This is a genomic window from Mixta sp. Marseille-Q2659, from assembly GCF_940807255.1.
GTDB lineage: Bacteria > Pseudomonadota > Gammaproteobacteria > Enterobacterales > Enterobacteriaceae > Mixta.
In genome coordinates this window covers 96,007-111,107 of sequence record NZ_CALNWY010000006.1, presented here as the reverse complement: position 1 = coordinate 111,107, position 15,101 = coordinate 96,007, and the positions used below count along the sequence as shown (strand labels likewise).

The window sequence follows — 15,101 nt, the reverse complement described above, 5'->3', positions numbered from 1 at the left end:
AATGAAAGTCCTGTTGATGCTAATGCTGGCATCTTTTATGACGCCTGCGCTGGCAGCGGGCAATGCCGAAGCGGGCCAGCAAAAAGCCGCCGCCTGTAACGCCTGCCACGGCGCGACGGGCAAAGCCTCCGTAACGCTTTATCCTAACCTTGCCGGGCAAAATGCTGATTATCTGCAGCATGCGCTTCAGGCTTATAAAAAAGGCGAGCGCAGCGGCGGACAGGCTGAGGTAATGAAAGCGTTTGTTAGCGGCTTAAGCGATGAGGATATGGCGGATTTGGCAGCGTATTATCAGGGGCTAAAGCCCTGACGGCAAAGGGCGGGCAAGCCCGCCCGGCAGGTTAATCTGATTCGCTAACGACAACGGTACCCAGTTCCGGGTGGCTAAAGCTGGCGATATGGTCAAGACGCAGCTCGCGGACATCGCCCGCCAGGTCAACAACCAAATACTCTACGTTTTTACGTGTAATCATATCCTGGGCTTTCGCCTTAAGCTGCTCGCCGTTTTTCAGTTCAAGAACCAGCGACCACTTTTTTTGGCAGGCGAGTTCCAGACTATCGTAATCGTCGCAATTGATCGGTTTATAGGCTTCATTCGTCAACATAGTCGCTCACCAATAAGTTTGCAGCAGCATAAGCCGCCTGTTCCCTGACGGAAGAGTCTAGCGCCGGGTTAGCCGCTATCTCGTTCAGTGTTTTTAACGCGCAACCTATGGCGTCGGGCACGTATCCCAGTTCGCCGCCGCCGATTTCGGCGTACTTCTGACGAACTAAATCACAATATTTCTGCACATGCACCTCCTTCCAGAGCATAAATCTCTGACTCCAGCGACTATAACATAGCCCTTTGCGGGAAATCAGCCGTCGACAGCGTTTTATCCGAAGACAATAATGGGTGACCAGGCCACACTCTACGCTATTGGCAATGGCAGACAGGCAACCCATATCAATGAATGCCCCGGAGATGGGTGATTAACGGTAAACTTTTATGATTGTACTTTCACGTAACGTAACCATCAGCGATGCGGAGCTGGAGATCAGTGCCATCCGTGCGCAGGGCGCTGGCGGCCAGCACGTTAACAAAAGCTCGACGGCGATTCATCTACGCTTCGATATTCGCGCGTCGTCGCTGCCCGATTTCTATAAAGAGCGGCTGCTGAGCGCCAGCCATCATCTGATCACTGCGGATGGTATGGTGATTATCAAGTCGCAGGAATATCGTAGTCAGGAGATGAATCGCGAGGCAGCGCTAAAGCGGCTGGAGAACCTGATCCGGGAATTAACAGTGGTGGAAAAACCCCGCCGCGCTACGCGTCCTACGCTGGCGTCAAAACGGCGCAGACTGGAAGGAAAAGCACAGCGCAGCACCACCAAAGCGCTACGAGGCAAAGTATTGTAGCCAATAAAAAAGCCACCCTACGGGTGGCTTTATCAGTTTTGCAACGGCTTAGCCCTGAATTGCGTCGACCAGGAAATCCACAATCTGATCGCGTTTGATCATCTGCTTCTCACCGGCACGACGCGCTTTATATTCGATTTCGTCGTTGTCCAGGTTGCGATCGCCCAGCACGATGGTATGAGGAATACCGATCAGTTCCATATCGGCAAACATCACGCCCGGACGCTCTTTACGGTCATCCAGCAGCACTTCAATGCCTTTAGCGCGCAGCGTAGCGTACAGCTCTTCCGCCAGCTCTTTCACGCGGAAAGATTTGTGCATATTCATCGGCAGGATTGCGACCTGGAACGGGGCCAGCGCCGCAGGCCAGACGATTCCGCGCTCGTCATGGTTCTGTTCAATAGCGGCCGCCACAACGCGCGTAATGCCGATACCGTAACAGCCCATGGTTAATGTCTGGTTACGGCCATCTTCGCCCTGAACCGCGGCTTTCATCGCTTCAGAATATTTGGTGCCCAGCTGGAAAATATGACCGACCTCGATACCACGCTTAATCAGCAGCGTACCTTTGCCATCCGGGCTCGGATCGCCTTCTACTACATTACGCAGGTCGGCAACCTGCAACGGCTCAGCCAGATCGCGGCCCCAGTTAATGCCGGTAAAGTGTTTACCGTCAATATTGGCGCCAGCGCTGAAGTCGCTCATTTTCGCCACGGTACGATCGGCAATCACTGGCAGCGGCAAACCAACCGGACCCAGTGAACCTGGACCTGCACCTACGGCGGCGCGAATCTCTTCTTCCGTAGCGAAGACCAGCGGCGCCGCGACAATATCAACTTTTTCCGCTTTGATTTCGTTCAGCTCATGATCGCCGCGCACCAGCAGCGCAACCAGCTGGTGGCCGCTCTCTTCGCTCGCTTTCACAATCAGCGTTTTAACGGTTTTATCAACCGGTAGATTAAACTGGCTCACCAGCTCGGCGATGGTTTTGGCGTTCGGCGTATCGATCTGCACTAGCGGCTGCGAAGGAGCAGGGCGCTCACCAGCCGGCGCAACGGCCTCCGCCAGCTCGATATTGGCGGCGTAATCGGATTCGGTAGAGAAAACGATGTCATCTTCGCCGCTCTGCGCCAGTACCTGGAACTCATGGGAGGCGCTGCCGCCGATAGAACCGGTATCCGCCTGTACCGGACGGAAATCGAGGCCCATGCGGCTAAAGCTTTGGCTGTAGGCGCGATACATCGCTTCGTAGGTTTCCTGTAAGGATTCCTGTGAAGTATGGAAAGAGTAAGCATCTTTCATAATAAATTCGCGTGAACGCATCACGCCGAAACGCGGGCGTACTTCATCACGGAATTTAGTCTGGATCTGGAACAGATTCAGCGGTAACTGTTTATAAGAACTCAGCTCATTGCGCACCAGATCGGTGATCACCTCTTCATGCGTTGGGCCCAGCACGAAAGGACGATCGCCACGGTCAACCAGACGCAGCAGTTCCGGGCCATACTGCTCCCAGCGACCGCTCTCCTGCCACAGATCGGCGGGCTGCACGACCGGCATAGAGATTTCAATCGCGCCGGCGTTAGTCATCTCTTCACGTACGATGTTTTCAACTTTTTTGAGTACGCGTAAGCCCGTCGGCAGCCAGGTATAAAGACCTGAAGCCAGTTTACGAATCATCCCGGCACGCAGCATCAGCTGGTGGCTGATGACTTCGGCATCGGAGGGCGTCTCCTTAAGCGTGGAGAGCAGATATTGAGTAGTACGCATCTGTAAGATTCCAGTTTGGACGGAAAATAGTCAAAGGATGACCTGAAAATACTGGCGGCTAGTGTACCAGCGTGTGATGCACCTCAAAAGAGAGGGGAGAACAAATTAGCGCGGATCGAGCGCCAGCACTTCGGTGCCTTCAGCGGTAACGCGCCAGCGCACGTTAAAATCCAGTAGCCAGACGGCGTATTCGCGCTCCGGCTCCTCGCCTTTGCGGTAGGCCGGACGCGGATCCTGCGCCAGCACCTGGCTGATAAATCGCGCCAGCTGCGGATAACGCTGCTGATGGCGTGCCAGCTGTTGCTGCGCCAGTTCAGAAAAGCGTACCGGCATCTCGGCCGCCGGCGCGTTTTGCGCAAAACCGGCGCGCGCCTGCGGGATCGCTTCGGCAAACGGCAAGTAGGGCTTAATATCCACGATCGGCGTGCCGTCAACCAGATCAAGGCTGCCCAGATCCAGAATCACCTGGCCTTTTTCACAGCGAATGGTTTTCAGCTCAACCAGCGACATGCCGATGGGATTCGGGCGAAAAGTCGAGCGGGTCGCGAAAACGCCCATACGCGCATTGCCGCCGAGCCGTGGCGGACGCACGGTGGGACGCCAGCCGCCATCCATGGTTTGATGAAACACAAACAGCAGCCAGAGATGGCTGAAGGCATCCAGACCACGTACCGCTTCCTGCTGATTATAAGGAGGAAGCAAATGTAGCTCGCCGCCGCCATCCTCAATCAGACCGGGCTGGCGTGGCACGGCAAACTTCTCTTTCCAGGGGGATTTGATGACGCCAATCTGTGCGAAGGAAAAGTGATTCATTTACCGGATACTTTTAACGCGGTGCCCTGGCAGATAGCCTGGCGATAGCAACCTTTGCTTTCATTAACGATTTCACATTTATGCAGCAGTACCGCGTTGGCTTTCATATAAGAAGCGCGGATCTGCATACGTTTACGGGCCGTGTTGATATTCGGCGGGGAATCCTGTCGATTGGTCTGGCAATCTTCGCCGGATACTTCGCCTAAATCGCGGAAAGGATTACTCAACAGCTCAGTCGTATCGGTGTAGAGCTTAACCGGCGTTGGGCGTACGGCGGGACGAGGGTGCGATTCGGTATTGGTCGGCCTGGTTTCGGGCGCGGTAATCGGCTTATAAGGTTTATGCAGTAAAGAGCATCCTGTCAGCGAAAGCGCCAACAAACAAAGCGGTAACGCGCGCATTAAACTATCCTCGTTTGTCAAAAGTGGCGTTATTGAAGCAAGCAATCCGTGAAATGACAAGTTGTGATAACTTTTGCTGAACAATAAAAGGCGGCCCGACTGGCTGTCCGGTAAGCAAGAGTTGCTTATTGCCGGTGAGCCAGCGGGCCGCCCTGGAGTGATGCATTACTACATTTCCACAGCGGCTGAATTAGCCGTGCCGGGATTACCAGCCTTTAACCGCACCGCCGTTAAAGATTTTATTCGCGGCTTCCGCAACTTCATCAGACTGATAAGCCTGAACGAATTTCTTCACATTTTCCGCATCTTTATTGTCTTCGCGTGCCACGATAATGTTGACGTAAGGCGAGTCTTTATCTTCGACAAAGATGCCGTCTTTCGCTGGCGTCATGCCAATCTGGCTGGCATAGGTCGTATTGATTACCGCCAGTGCGATCTGATCGTCATCCAGAGAACGCGGAAGCTGCGGCGCTTCCAGTTCAACAATTTTCAGTTTCTTCGGGTTATCGATAATATCCAGCGAGGTCGGCAGCAGACCAACGCCATCTTTCAGTTTGATAAGACCCACTTTTTGCAGCAGCAGCAGCGAGCGACCGAGATTAGTCGGATCGTTAGGAATAGCGACCTGAGCGCCTTCCTGCAGTTCGTCCAGCGATTTGATCTTTTTCGAATAACCGGCAATCGGGTAAACGAAAGTATTGCCGACGGCAACCAGCTTATAGCCGCGATCTTTAACCTGTCCGTCCAGGTAAGGCTGATGCTGGAAGGCGTTAACGTCGATATCGCCCTTACTTAACGCTTCGTTAGGCAGCACGTAATCGTTAAAGGTGACCAGTTCAACGTCGAGGCCATATTTATCTTTCGCGACTTTCTGCGCCACTTCAGCAACCTGCTGCTCAGCGCCGACAATCACACCGACTTTGATATGGTTCGGATCTTTCTCTTCCTGACCACATCCTGCCAGCGCCATAGCGCCCAGCAGCGCTCCCACAGCGGCAATCTTTTTAAACGTAAAAGACATATCCCTTCCTTAATCGAGAGTATTGATGTTGCTTATTTATGTGTGACAGCTCGAACGATGCGGTCACCACAGAACTGAATGAGATAGACCAGCACAACCAGCAGAACCAGAACGGTGTTCATTACCGTGGCGTTATAGCCAATGTAACCGTACTGATAGCCAATTTGTCCCAGACCGCCAGCGCCAACGGCACCGCCCATGGCGGAATAGCCAACCAGCGTAATCAACGTAATAGTGGCCGCATTTACTAAACCGGGCAAGGCTTCCGGCAGCAGAACCTTACGGATGATCTGCATTGGCGTGGCGCCCATCGCGCGGGAGGCTTCAATCAGTCCGCCAGGCAGCTCCAGCAGGGCGTTTTCCACCATACGCGCAATAAAAGGCGCCGCGCCAACGGTTAACGGCACGATGGCCGCCTGCAAACCGATTGAGGTACCTACAATGGCGCGAGTAAACGGGATCATCCAGACCAGCAGAATAATAAAGGGAATCGAGCGGAAAATATTAACCAGCGCCGACAGTACCCGATAAAGCGTGCTATTCGCTATGATCTGGCCGGGACGCGTAATATAAAGCAGCACGCCGACCGGCAGGCCCAGCACAAAACCGAAAAAGCCAGAGACAAAGGTCATTATCAGCGTTTCCCAAATGCCGCGGCCAAGTAACCACATCATTGCTTCAGACATAACCTAATACCTCTACTTTTACATGGTGCTGCTGCAAATACTCAATTGCGTTTTTGGTTTCTTGATTGTCGCCGTGCATTTCCGCCAGCATAATGCCGAACTTAACGCCGCCAGCGTAATCCATCTGGGCGCTGATAATATTATTGTTGACGTTGAAGCGACGTGCCGTTTCGGACAGCAGCGGGGCATCAACAGACTGACCGGTAAATTCCAGCCGTAACAGCGGAACGCTGTTGGCTGTCGGCTGCGCCGATAAACGCTGCTGGTAATCGTCAGGAATATCCAAATGCAGCGTGGACTGAATAAACTGCTGCGCCAGAGGCGTTTTAGGATGAGAAAAGACTTCGCTGACGCTGTCTTTTTCAATCAGCTGGCCATTGCTGATCACCGCAACCTGATCGCAAATGCGCTTCACCACGTCCATTTCATGCGTAATCAGCAGAATGGTAATGCCCAGGCGGCGGTTAATATCTTTCAGCAGTTCCAGAATGGCACGCGTCGTGGCAGGATCGAGCGCGCTGGTGGCTTCGTCGCACAGCAGCACTTTCGGGTTGCTGGCCAGTGCGCGGGCAATGGCGACGCGCTGCTTTTGTCCGCCGGAAAGGTTGGCGGGCCAGGCATCATGTTTATCACCTAAACCGACTAAATCGAGCAGCTCGCTCACGCGCGCTTTAATCGCGGCGCGCGGCATATTGTCCAGCTCAAGCGGTAAGGCAACGTTGCCAAAAACGGTGCGGGAGTTAAGCAGATTAAAATGCTGAAAAATCATGCCGATTTGACGACGTGCCAGCGTCAGCTGACCTGCTGACAGCGCCGTCAGCTCTTGCCCGTCAACCAGCACGCTGCCGGAGGTCGGGCGCTCCAGCAGGTTGACGCAACGAATCAACGTACTTTTACCGGCGCCTGAAGCACCGATTACGCCATAAATTTGCCCGGCAGGTACGTGCAGGCTTACGTCAGACAACGCGGTAATGGTACGCGCTCCCTGCTTAAAGACTTTTGTAATATTGGAAAGTTTTATCATTGATTTATTAGTTATCTGTTGCGATGAAATTGTCCGTGGTGTGTATCTCTTTTACCTGTACAAGCCGGCAAAATTTGAAATGGATGTTAAGGCATCCAGACGTCTAAATCAATCGGAGAGATTCAATCTGCCATTCTCTCTTTTATTACAATCATGCGATACTGCCCGACAAATATGGCAGCAGGAGTAACTACGTGACGGCTAAGGTTCCGGCGATTTTTCTCGATCGCGATGGTACGGTGAATGTGGATCATGGCTATGTCCATGAGATTGATGATTTTCAGTTTATTGACGGCGTCATTGAGGCGATGCAGGAACTGAAAAAAATGGGCTATGCGCTGGTGCTGGTAACGAATCAGTCCGGTATTGCGCGCGGCATGTTTAGCGAAGATCAGTTTATGCAACTCACCGAGTGGATGGACTGGTCGCTGGCTGACAGAGAAGTGGATCTGGATGGCATCTATTATTGCCCGCATCATCCAGAGGCGGCGGTAGAAGCGTATCGCCAGACGTGCGAATGCCGGAAGCCGCAGCCGGGTATGCTGCTCAGCGCGATGAAACACCTGAATATCGATATGGCTGCTTCTTATATGGTTGGCGATAAGATTGATGATGTGCTGGCGGGTAAAGCGGCAGGCGTCGGTACGACAGTCCTGGTTCGTAGCGGTAAAGCGGTAACGGAAGAAGGCGAAAAAGCAGCTGATTGGGTGCTGGATAGCCTCGCAGAGCTGCCGAAACGGATAAAACAGCGTTAAAAACAGGCGTTCTGCGCGAAATTTCGACGAACAGCAAAAAAGTTGAAATTAGCACTTGTCAGGCCGGAAGAACTCCCTATAATGCGCCTCCATCGACACGGCACAACGGCTTACGCCACGCGGTGTTGAGCGGTTCAGCGAAGTCTGAATCGCCGGAGAAAAACTTCTGAAAAAAGAGGTTGACTCTGAAAGAGGAAAGCGTAATATACGCCACCTCGCGACAACGGCACGAAGCGCCGGTCGCACCGCTCTTTAACAATTTATCAGACAATCTGTGTGGGCACTCACGGACGGGATACGCAAAAAAATCTTGCAGTATCAAGTCTTGAAGAGTGAACACGTAATTCATTACGACGTTTTTCTTTTAGCATCAGACTTTTAATTGAAGAGTTTGATCATGGCTCAGATTGAACGCTGGCGGCAGGCCTAACACATGCAAGTCGAACGGTAACAGGAGGCAGCTTGCTGCTTCGCTGACGAGTGGCGGACGGGTGAGTAATGTCTGGGGATCTGCCCGATGGAGGGGGATAACCACTGGAAACGGTGGCTAATACCGCATAACGTCGCAAGACCAAAGTGGGGGACCTTCGGGCCTCACACCATCGGATGAACCCAGATGGGATTAGCTAGTAGGTGGGGTAACGGCTCACCTAGGCGACGATCCCTAGCTGGTCTGAGAGGATGACCAGCCACACTGGAACTGAGACACGGTCCAGACTCCTACGGGAGGCAGCAGTGGGGAATATTGCACAATGGGCGCAAGCCTGATGCAGCCATGCCGCGTGTATGAAGAAGGCCTTCGGGTTGTAAAGTACTTTCAGCGGGGAGGAAGGGATGGAGCTTAATACGCTCTGTCATTGACGTTACCCGCAGAAGAAGCACCGGCTAACTCCGTGCCAGCAGCCGCGGTAATACGGAGGGTGCAAGCGTTAATCGGAATTACTGGGCGTAAAGCGCACGCAGGCGGTCTGTCAAGTCGGATGTGAAATCCCCGGGCTCAACCCGGGAACTGCATCCGAAACTGGCAGGCTTGAGTCTCGTAGAGGGGGGTAGAATTCCAGGTGTAGCGGTGAAATGCGTAGAGATCTGGAGGAATACCGGTGGCGAAGGCGGCCCCCTGGACGAAGACTGACGCTCAGGTGCGAAAGCGTGGGGAGCAAACAGGATTAGATACCCTGGTAGTCCACGCCGTAAACGATGTCGACTTGGAGGCTGTGAGCTTGACTCGTGGCTTCCGGAGCTAACGCGTTAAGTCGACCGCCTGGGGAGTACGGCCGCAAGGTTAAAACTCAAATGAATTGACGGGGGCCCGCACAAGCGGTGGAGCATGTGGTTTAATTCGATGCAACGCGAAGAACCTTACCTGGTCTTGACATCCACAGAACTTGCCAGAGATGGCTTGGTGCCTTCGGGAACTGTGAGACAGGTGCTGCATGGCTGTCGTCAGCTCGTGTTGTGAAATGTTGGGTTAAGTCCCGCAACGAGCGCAACCCTTATCCTTTGTTGCCAGCGGTCCGGCCGGGAACTCAAAGGAGACTGCCGGTGATAAACCGGAGGAAGGTGGGGATGACGTCAAGTCATCATGGCCCTTACGACCAGGGCTACACACGTGCTACAATGGCGCATACAAAGAGAAGCGACCTCGCGAGAGCAAGCGGACCTCATAAAGTGCGTCGTAGTCCGGATTGGAGTCTGCAACTCGACTCCATGAAGTCGGAATCGCTAGTAATCGTGGATCAGAATGCCACGGTGAATACGTTCCCGGGCCTTGTACACACCGCCCGTCACACCATGGGAGTGGGTTGCAAAAGAAGTAGGTAGCTTAACCTTCGGGAGGGCGCTTACCACTTTGTGATTCATGACTGGGGTGAAGTCGTAACAAGGTAACCGTAGGGGAACCTGCGGTTGGATCACCTCCTTACCATGCACTATCCCGCCGTGCAGTGTTCACACAGATTGTCTGATAGAAGTATTGAGCAGTAAAACCCCGGCAGGCTTGTAGCTCAGGTGGTTAGAGCGCACCCCTGATAAGGGTGAGGTCGGTGGTTCAAGTCCACTCAGGCCTACCAAATTCTTTCTCATGCTGCGTTACACGCACGGTCGTTTATCACGATAAACGTCCCGCACGTACGCCTTGCCTGAAAAAGAATTACGGTTCTTCGCGGGTTTTACGAACACATCTGGGGCTATAGCTCAGCTGGGAGAGCGCCTGCCTTGCACGCAGGAGGTCAGCGGTTCGATCCCGCTTAGCTCCACCATCAACTTCGGTTGATGAACACTCCAGAGTGCATTTGCGAATGTACTGTGAAGTTTTGCTCTTTAACAATCCGGAAACAAGCTGAAAATTGAAAACGGAACAGCTTTCGTAATGAAACTGTTCACGATTCTCTCAATACTCACGCACGCAAGCGTTGCAAGACGCCTGTGGGTTGTGAGGTTAAGCGAATAAGCGTACACGGTGGATGCCCTGGCAGTCAGAGGCGATGAAGGGCGTGCTAATCTGCGAAAAGCGCCGGTGAGGTGATATGAACCGCTATCAACCGGCGATACCCGAATGGGGAAACCCAGTGCAATCCGTTGCACTATCGTTAACTGAATACATAGGTTAACGAGGCGAACCGGGGGAACTGAAACATCTAAGTACCCCGAGGAAAAGAAATCAACCGAGATTCCCTGAGTAGCGGCGAGCGAACGGGGAACAGCCCAGAGCCTGCATCAGCAGGTGCGTCAGTGGAAGCGTCTGGAAAGGCGCACGGTACAGGGTGACAGTCCCGTACACGAAGACGTACCTGTTGTGAGCTCGATGAGTAGGGCGGGACACGTGGTATCCTGTCTGAATATGGGGGGACCATCCTCCAAGGCTAAATACTCCTGACTGACCGATAGTGAACCAGTACCGTGAGGGAAAGGCGAAAAGAACCCCGGCGAGGGGAGTGAAAAAGAACCTGAAACCGTGTACGTACAAGCAGTGGGAGCCTCTTTATGGGGTGACTGCGTACCTTTTGTATAATGGGTCAGCGACTTATATTCTGTAGCAAGGTTAACCGTATAGGGGAGCCGAAGGGAAACCGAGTCTTAACCGGGCGCTAAGTTGCAGGGTATAGACCCGAAACCCGGTGATCTAGCCATGGGCAGGTTGAAGGTTGGGTAACACTAACTGGAGGACCGAACCGACTAATGTTGAAAAATTAGCGGATGACCTGTGGCTGGGGGTGAAAGGCCAATCAAACCGGGAGATAGCTGGTTCTCCCCGAAAGCTATTTAGGTAGCGCCTCGTGAATTCATCTCCGGGGGTAGAGCACTGTTTCGGCTAGGGGGCCATCCCGGCTTACCAACCCGATGCAAACTGCGAATACCGGAGAATGTTATCACGGGAGACACACGGCGGGTGCTAACGTCCGTCGTGAAGAGGGAAACAACCCAGACCGCCAGCTAAGGTCCCAAAGTCATGGTTAAGTGGGAAACGATGTGGGAAGGCCCAGACAGCCAGGATGTTGGCTTAGAAGCAGCCATCATTTAAAGAAAGCGTAATAGCTCACTGGTCGAGTCGGCCTGCGCGGAAGATGTAACGGGGCTAAACCATGCACCGAAGCTGCGGCAGCAACACTGTGTGTTGTTGGGTAGGGGAGCGTTCTGTAAGCCGTTGAAGGTGTGCTGTGAGGCATGCTGGAGGTATCAGAAGTGCGAATGCTGACATAAGTAACGATAAAGCGGGTGAAAAGCCCGCTCGCCGGAAGACCAAGGGTTCCTGTCCAACGTTAATCGGGGCAGGGTGAGTCGACCCCTAAGGCGAGGCCGAAAGGCGTAGTCGATGGGAAACGGGTTAATATTCCCGTACTCGGTGTTACTGCGAAGGGGGGACGGAGAAGGCTATGTTGGCCGGGCGACGGTTGTCCCGGTTTAAGCGTGTAGGCTGACTTTCCAGGCAAATCCGGAAAGTTAAGGCTGAGGCGTGATGACGAGGCACCACGGTGCTGAAGCAACAAATGCCCTGCTTCCAGGAAAAGCCTCTAAGCTCCAGGTAACAACGAATCGTACCCCAAACCGACACAGGTGGTCAGGTAGAGAATACCAAGGCGCTTGAGAGAACTCGGGTGAAGGAACTAGGCAAAATGGTGCCGTAACTTCGGGAGAAGGCACGCTGGCACGTAGGTGGAGGGACTTGCTCCCCGAGCCGAAGCCAGTCGAAGATACCAGCTGGCTGCAACTGTTTATTAAAAACACAGCACTGTGCAAACACGAAAGTGGACGTATACGGTGTGACGCCTGCCCGGTGCCGGAAGGTTAATTGATGGGGTTATCGCAAGAGAAGCTCCTGATCGAAGCCCCGGTAAACGGCGGCCGTAACTATAACGGTCCTAAGGTAGCGAAATTCCTTGTCGGGTAAGTTCCGACCTGCACGAATGGCGTAATGATGGCCAGGCTGTCTCCACCCGAGACTCAGTGAAATTGAACTCGCTGTGAAGATGCAGTGTACCCGCGGCAAGACGGAAAGACCCCGTGAACCTTTACTACAGCTTGACACTGAACATTGAGCCTTGATGTGCAGGATAGGTGGGAGGCTGAGAAGTGTGGACGCCAGTTCGCACGGAGCCATCCTTGAAATACCACCCTTTAATGTTTGATGTTCTAACCTGGCGCCGTGAACCGGCGTGGGGACAGTGTCTGGTGGGTAGTTTGACTGGGGCGGTCTCCTCCCAAAGCGTAACGGAGGAGTACGAAGGTCAGCTAATCACGGTCGGACATCGTGAGGTTAGTGCAATGGCATAAGCTGGCTTGACTGCGAGAGTGACGGTTCGAGCAGGTGCGAAAGCAGGTCATAGTGATCCGGTGGTTCTGAATGGAAGGGCCATCGCTCAACGGATAAAAGGTACTCCGGGGATAACAGGCTGATACCGCCCAAGAGTTCATATCGACGGCGGTGTTTGGCACCTCGATGTCGGCTCATCACATCCTGGGGCTGAAGTAGGTCCCAAGGGTATGGCTGTTCGCCATTTAAAGTGGTACGCGAGCTGGGTTTAGAACGTCGTGAGACAGTTCGGTCCCTATCTGCCGTGGGCGCTGGAAGACTGAGAGGGGTTGCTCCTAGTACGAGAGGACCGGAGTGAACGCACCGCTGGTGTTCGGGTTGTCATGCCAATGGCACTGCCCGGTAGCTACGTGCGGAAGAGATAAGTGCTGAAAGCATCTAAGCACGAAACTTGCCTCGAGATGAGTCTTCCCTGAGACCCTGAGTCTCCTGAAGGGACGTTGAAGACGACGACGTTGATAGGCCGGGTGTGTAAGCGCAGCGATGCGTTGAGCTAACCGGTACTAATGACCCGTGAGGCTTAACCTTACAACGCCACAGGCGTTTTGGGACTGAGAGCTTCAGCTTGTTGACGGATGTATCCCGCGCGGCCGGAAGGCGGCGGGGGAAAACAGAATTTGCCTGGCGGCGAGAGCGCGGTGGTCCCACCTGACCCCATGCCGAACTCAGAAGTGAAACGCCGCAGCGCCGATGGTAGTGTGGGGCCTCCCCATGCGAGAGTAGGGAACTGCCAGGCATCAAATTAAGGTCATACCTGAAAAGGTAGCGCCGGTTATCAGCGAGACCCCGCTGGTAATGCAGTATTCGGTGGTGCGGTAGTTCAGTCGGTTAGAATACCGGCCTGTCACGCCGGGGGTCGCGGGTTCGAGTCCCGTCCGCACCGCCACTCTATTTAGGGGCGTAGTTCAATTGGTAGAGCACCGGTCTCCAAAACCGGGTGTTGGGGGTTCGAGTCCCTCCGCCCCTGCCAGATAAAAAAATCCTTTGCTAATGCAAAGGATTTTTTTTGCCTTAAATTTTCTTCTTATCCTCTGTGATACAGGATGAGTGGAGAAGCGCCTCTCATCCTTCCTGCTTACTCTTCCATTTTTTAAAAGCACGTTACGCTTGAACCAGCACTGGAAATTTTAGCAGCTGACGGATATGTGTTTGCTGATCGCTATTCTGTAACCAAACGGCATATAAAGGCCTGACGGCTACGGGCGTATCGGGAATAACGGTCAGATCGGGATAAAGTTGCATCCAGCTGTCGGGTAAAAATGCGCAAGCGCCGGTTGTATGCAGTAACTGTCTGGTTAAATGGGCTGACGTGGTCGTAAGGACTGGCACATCGTCCGCTCCAGCCAGATAGCTCTCATGCTGATGAAAATCGGCGCCCCATTCCAGTTTGATATAGTCATATTTTTCTCTTTTCTCACTTTTTCGCGAGCGAAACAGCGTTAACGAAATATGTCCAATTTGCTGGCTGGTTAATTCATCCATTTTTGGCGCTTCCGTGGTGATCAATAAATCAAGCTGCCGCTCATGTAGTTGTTTAACCAACAGGTGACGTTGAGCGACGCGTGCCTCCAGATGCAGGCTTTCACGGTTTTCATACAGAGTTTGCAGCCAAGGTGTTAAATAGGCTTCCCAAAGAGAAGCGCTGGCACCAATCGACAACTCATGATGCTGTTGGGTATGGGCTACCTCTTTTTTAGCCATCATCCAGGTACTCATCAGGCTTTCAGCATAAGGAAGCAAGCGCTCGCCTGCAGCGGTAAGCCGAATATTATTACGATGACGAGTAAACAGATTAACGCCCAGCTGATTTTCCAGCTGTCTGATGCGGAAACTAACTGCCGATTGCGTAAGGTAGAGGGCTTCTGCCGCACGTCCAAAATGACGCGTTCTGCTCACTTCAAGAAAAGTCTTTAGTAATTCCGTATCCACAGCCCACTCCCAAAAAATATTTGTCGTAATGATTTAAATGTTTTGTTTTACACTCTGTCAAGCCTAACTAATACTCCGCGCCATAAATCGCACGGCCATAGAAGAGTTAGGAGCGTGTAAAATGGCGGATAGCTTCGCAACAAATAATCGTTTTTTTGATAACAAACACTACCCGCGTGGGTTTTCGCGTCATGGTGACTTCACCATTAAAGAAGCACAGCTTCTTGAAAGGCACGGTTACGCGTTTAATGAGCTTGATCTGTCCAGACGTGAGCCTGTGACAGAAGAAGAGCGTCAGTTTATAGAAGTATGTCGTGGTTTACGTGAACCACAAACTGAAGCCGAGCGCGTATGGAGTAAATACATGACGCGTATTAAGCGTCCGAAGCGCTTCCATACCCTTTCTGGTGGTAAACCACAGATGGAAGGCGTTGAAGACTATAGTGATTCAGAAGATTAAGCAAAAAACTTCTCAGGGCATTATATTCATCCG

The 15,101-nt window shown here is 52.9% G+C and carries 13 protein-coding genes, 4 tRNA genes and 3 rRNA genes; 11 read left to right on the top strand and 9 right to left on the bottom strand.

The genetic code is table 11. The annotated features are described in order from the left end of the window. The first annotated feature begins 1 nt into the window (after nucleotide 1). Nucleotides 2–310, top strand: a complete 309-nt coding sequence (locus P3C52_RS06735; protein WP_275554397.1) for a cytochrome c — start codon at nucleotides 2–4, stop codon at nucleotides 308–310. 31 nt (nucleotides 311–341) lie between these two features. Here P3C52_RS06735 and rof read toward each other — a convergent pair whose 3' ends face one another. Continuing rightward, complete coding sequence (rof, locus tag P3C52_RS06730) at nucleotides 342–605, bottom strand: Rho-binding antiterminator (RefSeq protein WP_275554396.1); 264 nt, start codon at nucleotides 603–605, stop codon at nucleotides 342–344. Next, entirely contained in the window at nucleotides 592–792 is a 201-nt protein-coding gene (locus tag P3C52_RS06725) for a YaeP family protein (RefSeq protein ID WP_275554459.1), read from the bottom strand. The genes rof and P3C52_RS06725 overlap by 14 nt, the downstream gene beginning before the upstream one ends. A 196-nt stretch (nucleotides 793–988) precedes the next feature. Between P3C52_RS06725 and arfB the strand changes: the two genes are divergently transcribed. Continuing rightward, the gene (gene arfB, locus P3C52_RS06720) at nucleotides 989–1,399 is read left to right on the top strand and encodes an alternative ribosome rescue aminoacyl-tRNA hydrolase ArfB (RefSeq protein WP_275554395.1); all 411 of its coding nucleotides are present in this window, start codon (nucleotides 989–991) and stop codon (nucleotides 1,397–1,399) included. 48 nt (nucleotides 1,400–1,447) lie between these two features. Here the strand turns inward: arfB and proS are convergent, their stop codons facing one another. The 6 genes from proS to metN all read right to left on the bottom strand — a co-directional run bounded on the left by proS (nucleotide 1,448) and on the right by metN (nucleotide 7,114). Then, entirely contained in the window at nucleotides 1,448–3,169 is a 1,722-nt protein-coding gene (proS, locus tag P3C52_RS06715) for a proline--tRNA ligase (protein ID WP_275554394.1), read from the bottom strand. A gap of 105 nt (nucleotides 3,170–3,274) precedes the next feature. Then, entirely contained in the window at nucleotides 3,275–3,982 is a 708-nt protein-coding gene (tsaA, locus tag P3C52_RS06710) for a tRNA (N6-threonylcarbamoyladenosine(37)-N6)-methyltransferase TrmO (protein ID WP_275554393.1), read from the bottom strand. Next, nucleotides 3,979–4,383: an Rcs stress response system protein RcsF gene (gene rcsF, locus P3C52_RS06705; protein ID WP_275554392.1), complete on the bottom strand. Its 405-nt coding sequence runs from the start codon at nucleotides 4,381–4,383 to the stop codon at nucleotides 3,979–3,981. The genes tsaA and rcsF overlap by 4 nt, the downstream gene beginning before the upstream one ends. Before the next feature lie 205 nt (nucleotides 4,384–4,588). Beyond that, on the bottom strand, nucleotides 4,589–5,404 hold the full coding sequence (locus tag P3C52_RS06700) for a MetQ/NlpA family lipoprotein (RefSeq protein ID WP_275554391.1): 816 nt from the start codon (nucleotides 5,402–5,404) through the stop codon (nucleotides 4,589–4,591). Between the two features lie 32 nt (nucleotides 5,405–5,436). Next, a complete protein-coding gene (locus P3C52_RS06695; protein ID WP_275554390.1) occupies nucleotides 5,437–6,090 on the bottom strand; it encodes a methionine ABC transporter permease MetI in 654 nt (217 codons plus the stop codon). Beyond that, complete coding sequence (gene metN, locus P3C52_RS06690) at nucleotides 6,083–7,114, bottom strand: methionine ABC transporter ATP-binding protein MetN (protein ID WP_275554389.1); 1,032 nt, start codon at nucleotides 7,112–7,114, stop codon at nucleotides 6,083–6,085. Before metN ends, P3C52_RS06695 begins: the two co-directional genes overlap by 8 nt. Before the next feature lie 194 nt (nucleotides 7,115–7,308). On the opposite strand from metN, the gene gmhB reads away from it, so the two are divergent. The 8 genes from gmhB to P3C52_RS06650 all read left to right on the top strand — a co-directional run bounded on the left by gmhB (nucleotide 7,309) and on the right by P3C52_RS06650 (nucleotide 13,649). After that, a complete protein-coding gene (gene gmhB, locus P3C52_RS06685; protein WP_275554388.1) occupies nucleotides 7,309–7,869 on the top strand; it encodes a D-glycero-beta-D-manno-heptose 1,7-bisphosphate 7-phosphatase in 561 nt (186 codons plus the stop codon). Nucleotides 7,870–8,248: 379 nt separating this feature from the next. Then, a 16S ribosomal RNA gene (locus P3C52_RS06680) occupies nucleotides 8,249–9,790 on the top strand. Between the two features lie 71 nt (nucleotides 9,791–9,861). Then, nucleotides 9,862–9,938 (top strand) — tRNA-Ile (locus P3C52_RS06675). A gap of 113 nt (nucleotides 9,939–10,051) precedes the next feature. Then, nucleotides 10,052–10,127, top strand: a tRNA-Ala gene (locus P3C52_RS06670). Nucleotides 10,128–10,304: 177 nt separating this feature from the next. Then, nucleotides 10,305–13,207, top strand: a 23S ribosomal RNA gene (locus P3C52_RS06665). 92 nt (nucleotides 13,208–13,299) lie between these two features. Next, a 5S ribosomal RNA gene (gene rrf, locus P3C52_RS06660) occupies nucleotides 13,300–13,415 on the top strand. The 16S, 23S and 5S rRNA genes sit together here with 4 tRNA genes alongside, the layout of an rRNA operon. Before the next feature lie 73 nt (nucleotides 13,416–13,488). Beyond that, a tRNA-Asp gene (locus tag P3C52_RS06655) sits at nucleotides 13,489–13,565 on the top strand. A gap of 8 nt (nucleotides 13,566–13,573) precedes the next feature. After that, nucleotides 13,574–13,649 (top strand) — tRNA-Trp (locus tag P3C52_RS06650). 131 nt (nucleotides 13,650–13,780) lie between these two features. On the opposite strand, the gene hdfR is transcribed toward P3C52_RS06650, so the two are convergent. After that, nucleotides 13,781–14,608: an HTH-type transcriptional regulator HdfR gene (hdfR, locus tag P3C52_RS06645; protein WP_275554387.1), complete on the bottom strand. Its 828-nt coding sequence runs from the start codon at nucleotides 14,606–14,608 to the stop codon at nucleotides 13,781–13,783. A 121-nt stretch (nucleotides 14,609–14,729) separates the two neighbouring features. On the opposite strand from hdfR, the gene P3C52_RS06640 reads away from it, so the two are divergent. After that, a complete protein-coding gene (locus P3C52_RS06640) occupies nucleotides 14,730–15,068 on the top strand; it encodes a DUF413 domain-containing protein (protein WP_275554386.1) in 339 nt (112 codons plus the stop codon). Nucleotides 15,069–15,101 lie beyond the last annotated feature (33 nt).

What these genes read in the sequence shown, in the direction of transcription:
- P3C52_RS06735 (WP_275554397.1), top strand. Translation starts at nt 2, where the DNA reads ATGAAAGTCCTGTTGATGCTAATGCTGGCATCTTTTATGACGCCTGCG.
- rof (WP_275554396.1), bottom strand. Translation starts at nt 605, where the DNA reads ATGTTGACGAATGAAGCCTATAAACCGATCAATTGCGACGATTACGAT.
- arfB (WP_275554395.1), top strand. Translation starts at nt 989, where the DNA reads ATGATTGTACTTTCACGTAACGTAACCATCAGCGATGCGGAGCTGGAG.
- proS (WP_275554394.1), bottom strand. Translation starts at nt 3,169, where the DNA reads ATGCGTACTACTCAATATCTGCTCTCCACGCTTAAGGAGACGCCCTCC.
- tsaA (WP_275554393.1), bottom strand. Translation starts at nt 3,982, where the DNA reads ATGAATCACTTTTCCTTCGCACAGATTGGCGTCATCAAATCCCCCTGG.
- rcsF (WP_275554392.1), bottom strand. Translation starts at nt 4,383, where the DNA reads ATGCGCGCGTTACCGCTTTGTTTGTTGGCGCTTTCGCTGACAGGATGC.
- P3C52_RS06700 (WP_275554391.1), bottom strand. Translation starts at nt 5,404, where the DNA reads ATGTCTTTTACGTTTAAAAAGATTGCCGCTGTGGGAGCGCTGCTGGGC.
- P3C52_RS06695 (WP_275554390.1), bottom strand. Translation starts at nt 6,090, where the DNA reads ATGTCTGAAGCAATGATGTGGTTACTTGGCCGCGGCATTTGGGAAACG.
- metN (WP_275554389.1), bottom strand. Translation starts at nt 7,114, where the DNA reads ATGATAAAACTTTCCAATATTACAAAAGTCTTTAAGCAGGGAGCGCGT.
- P3C52_RS06640 (WP_275554386.1), top strand. Translation starts at nt 14,730, where the DNA reads ATGGCGGATAGCTTCGCAACAAATAATCGTTTTTTTGATAACAAACAC.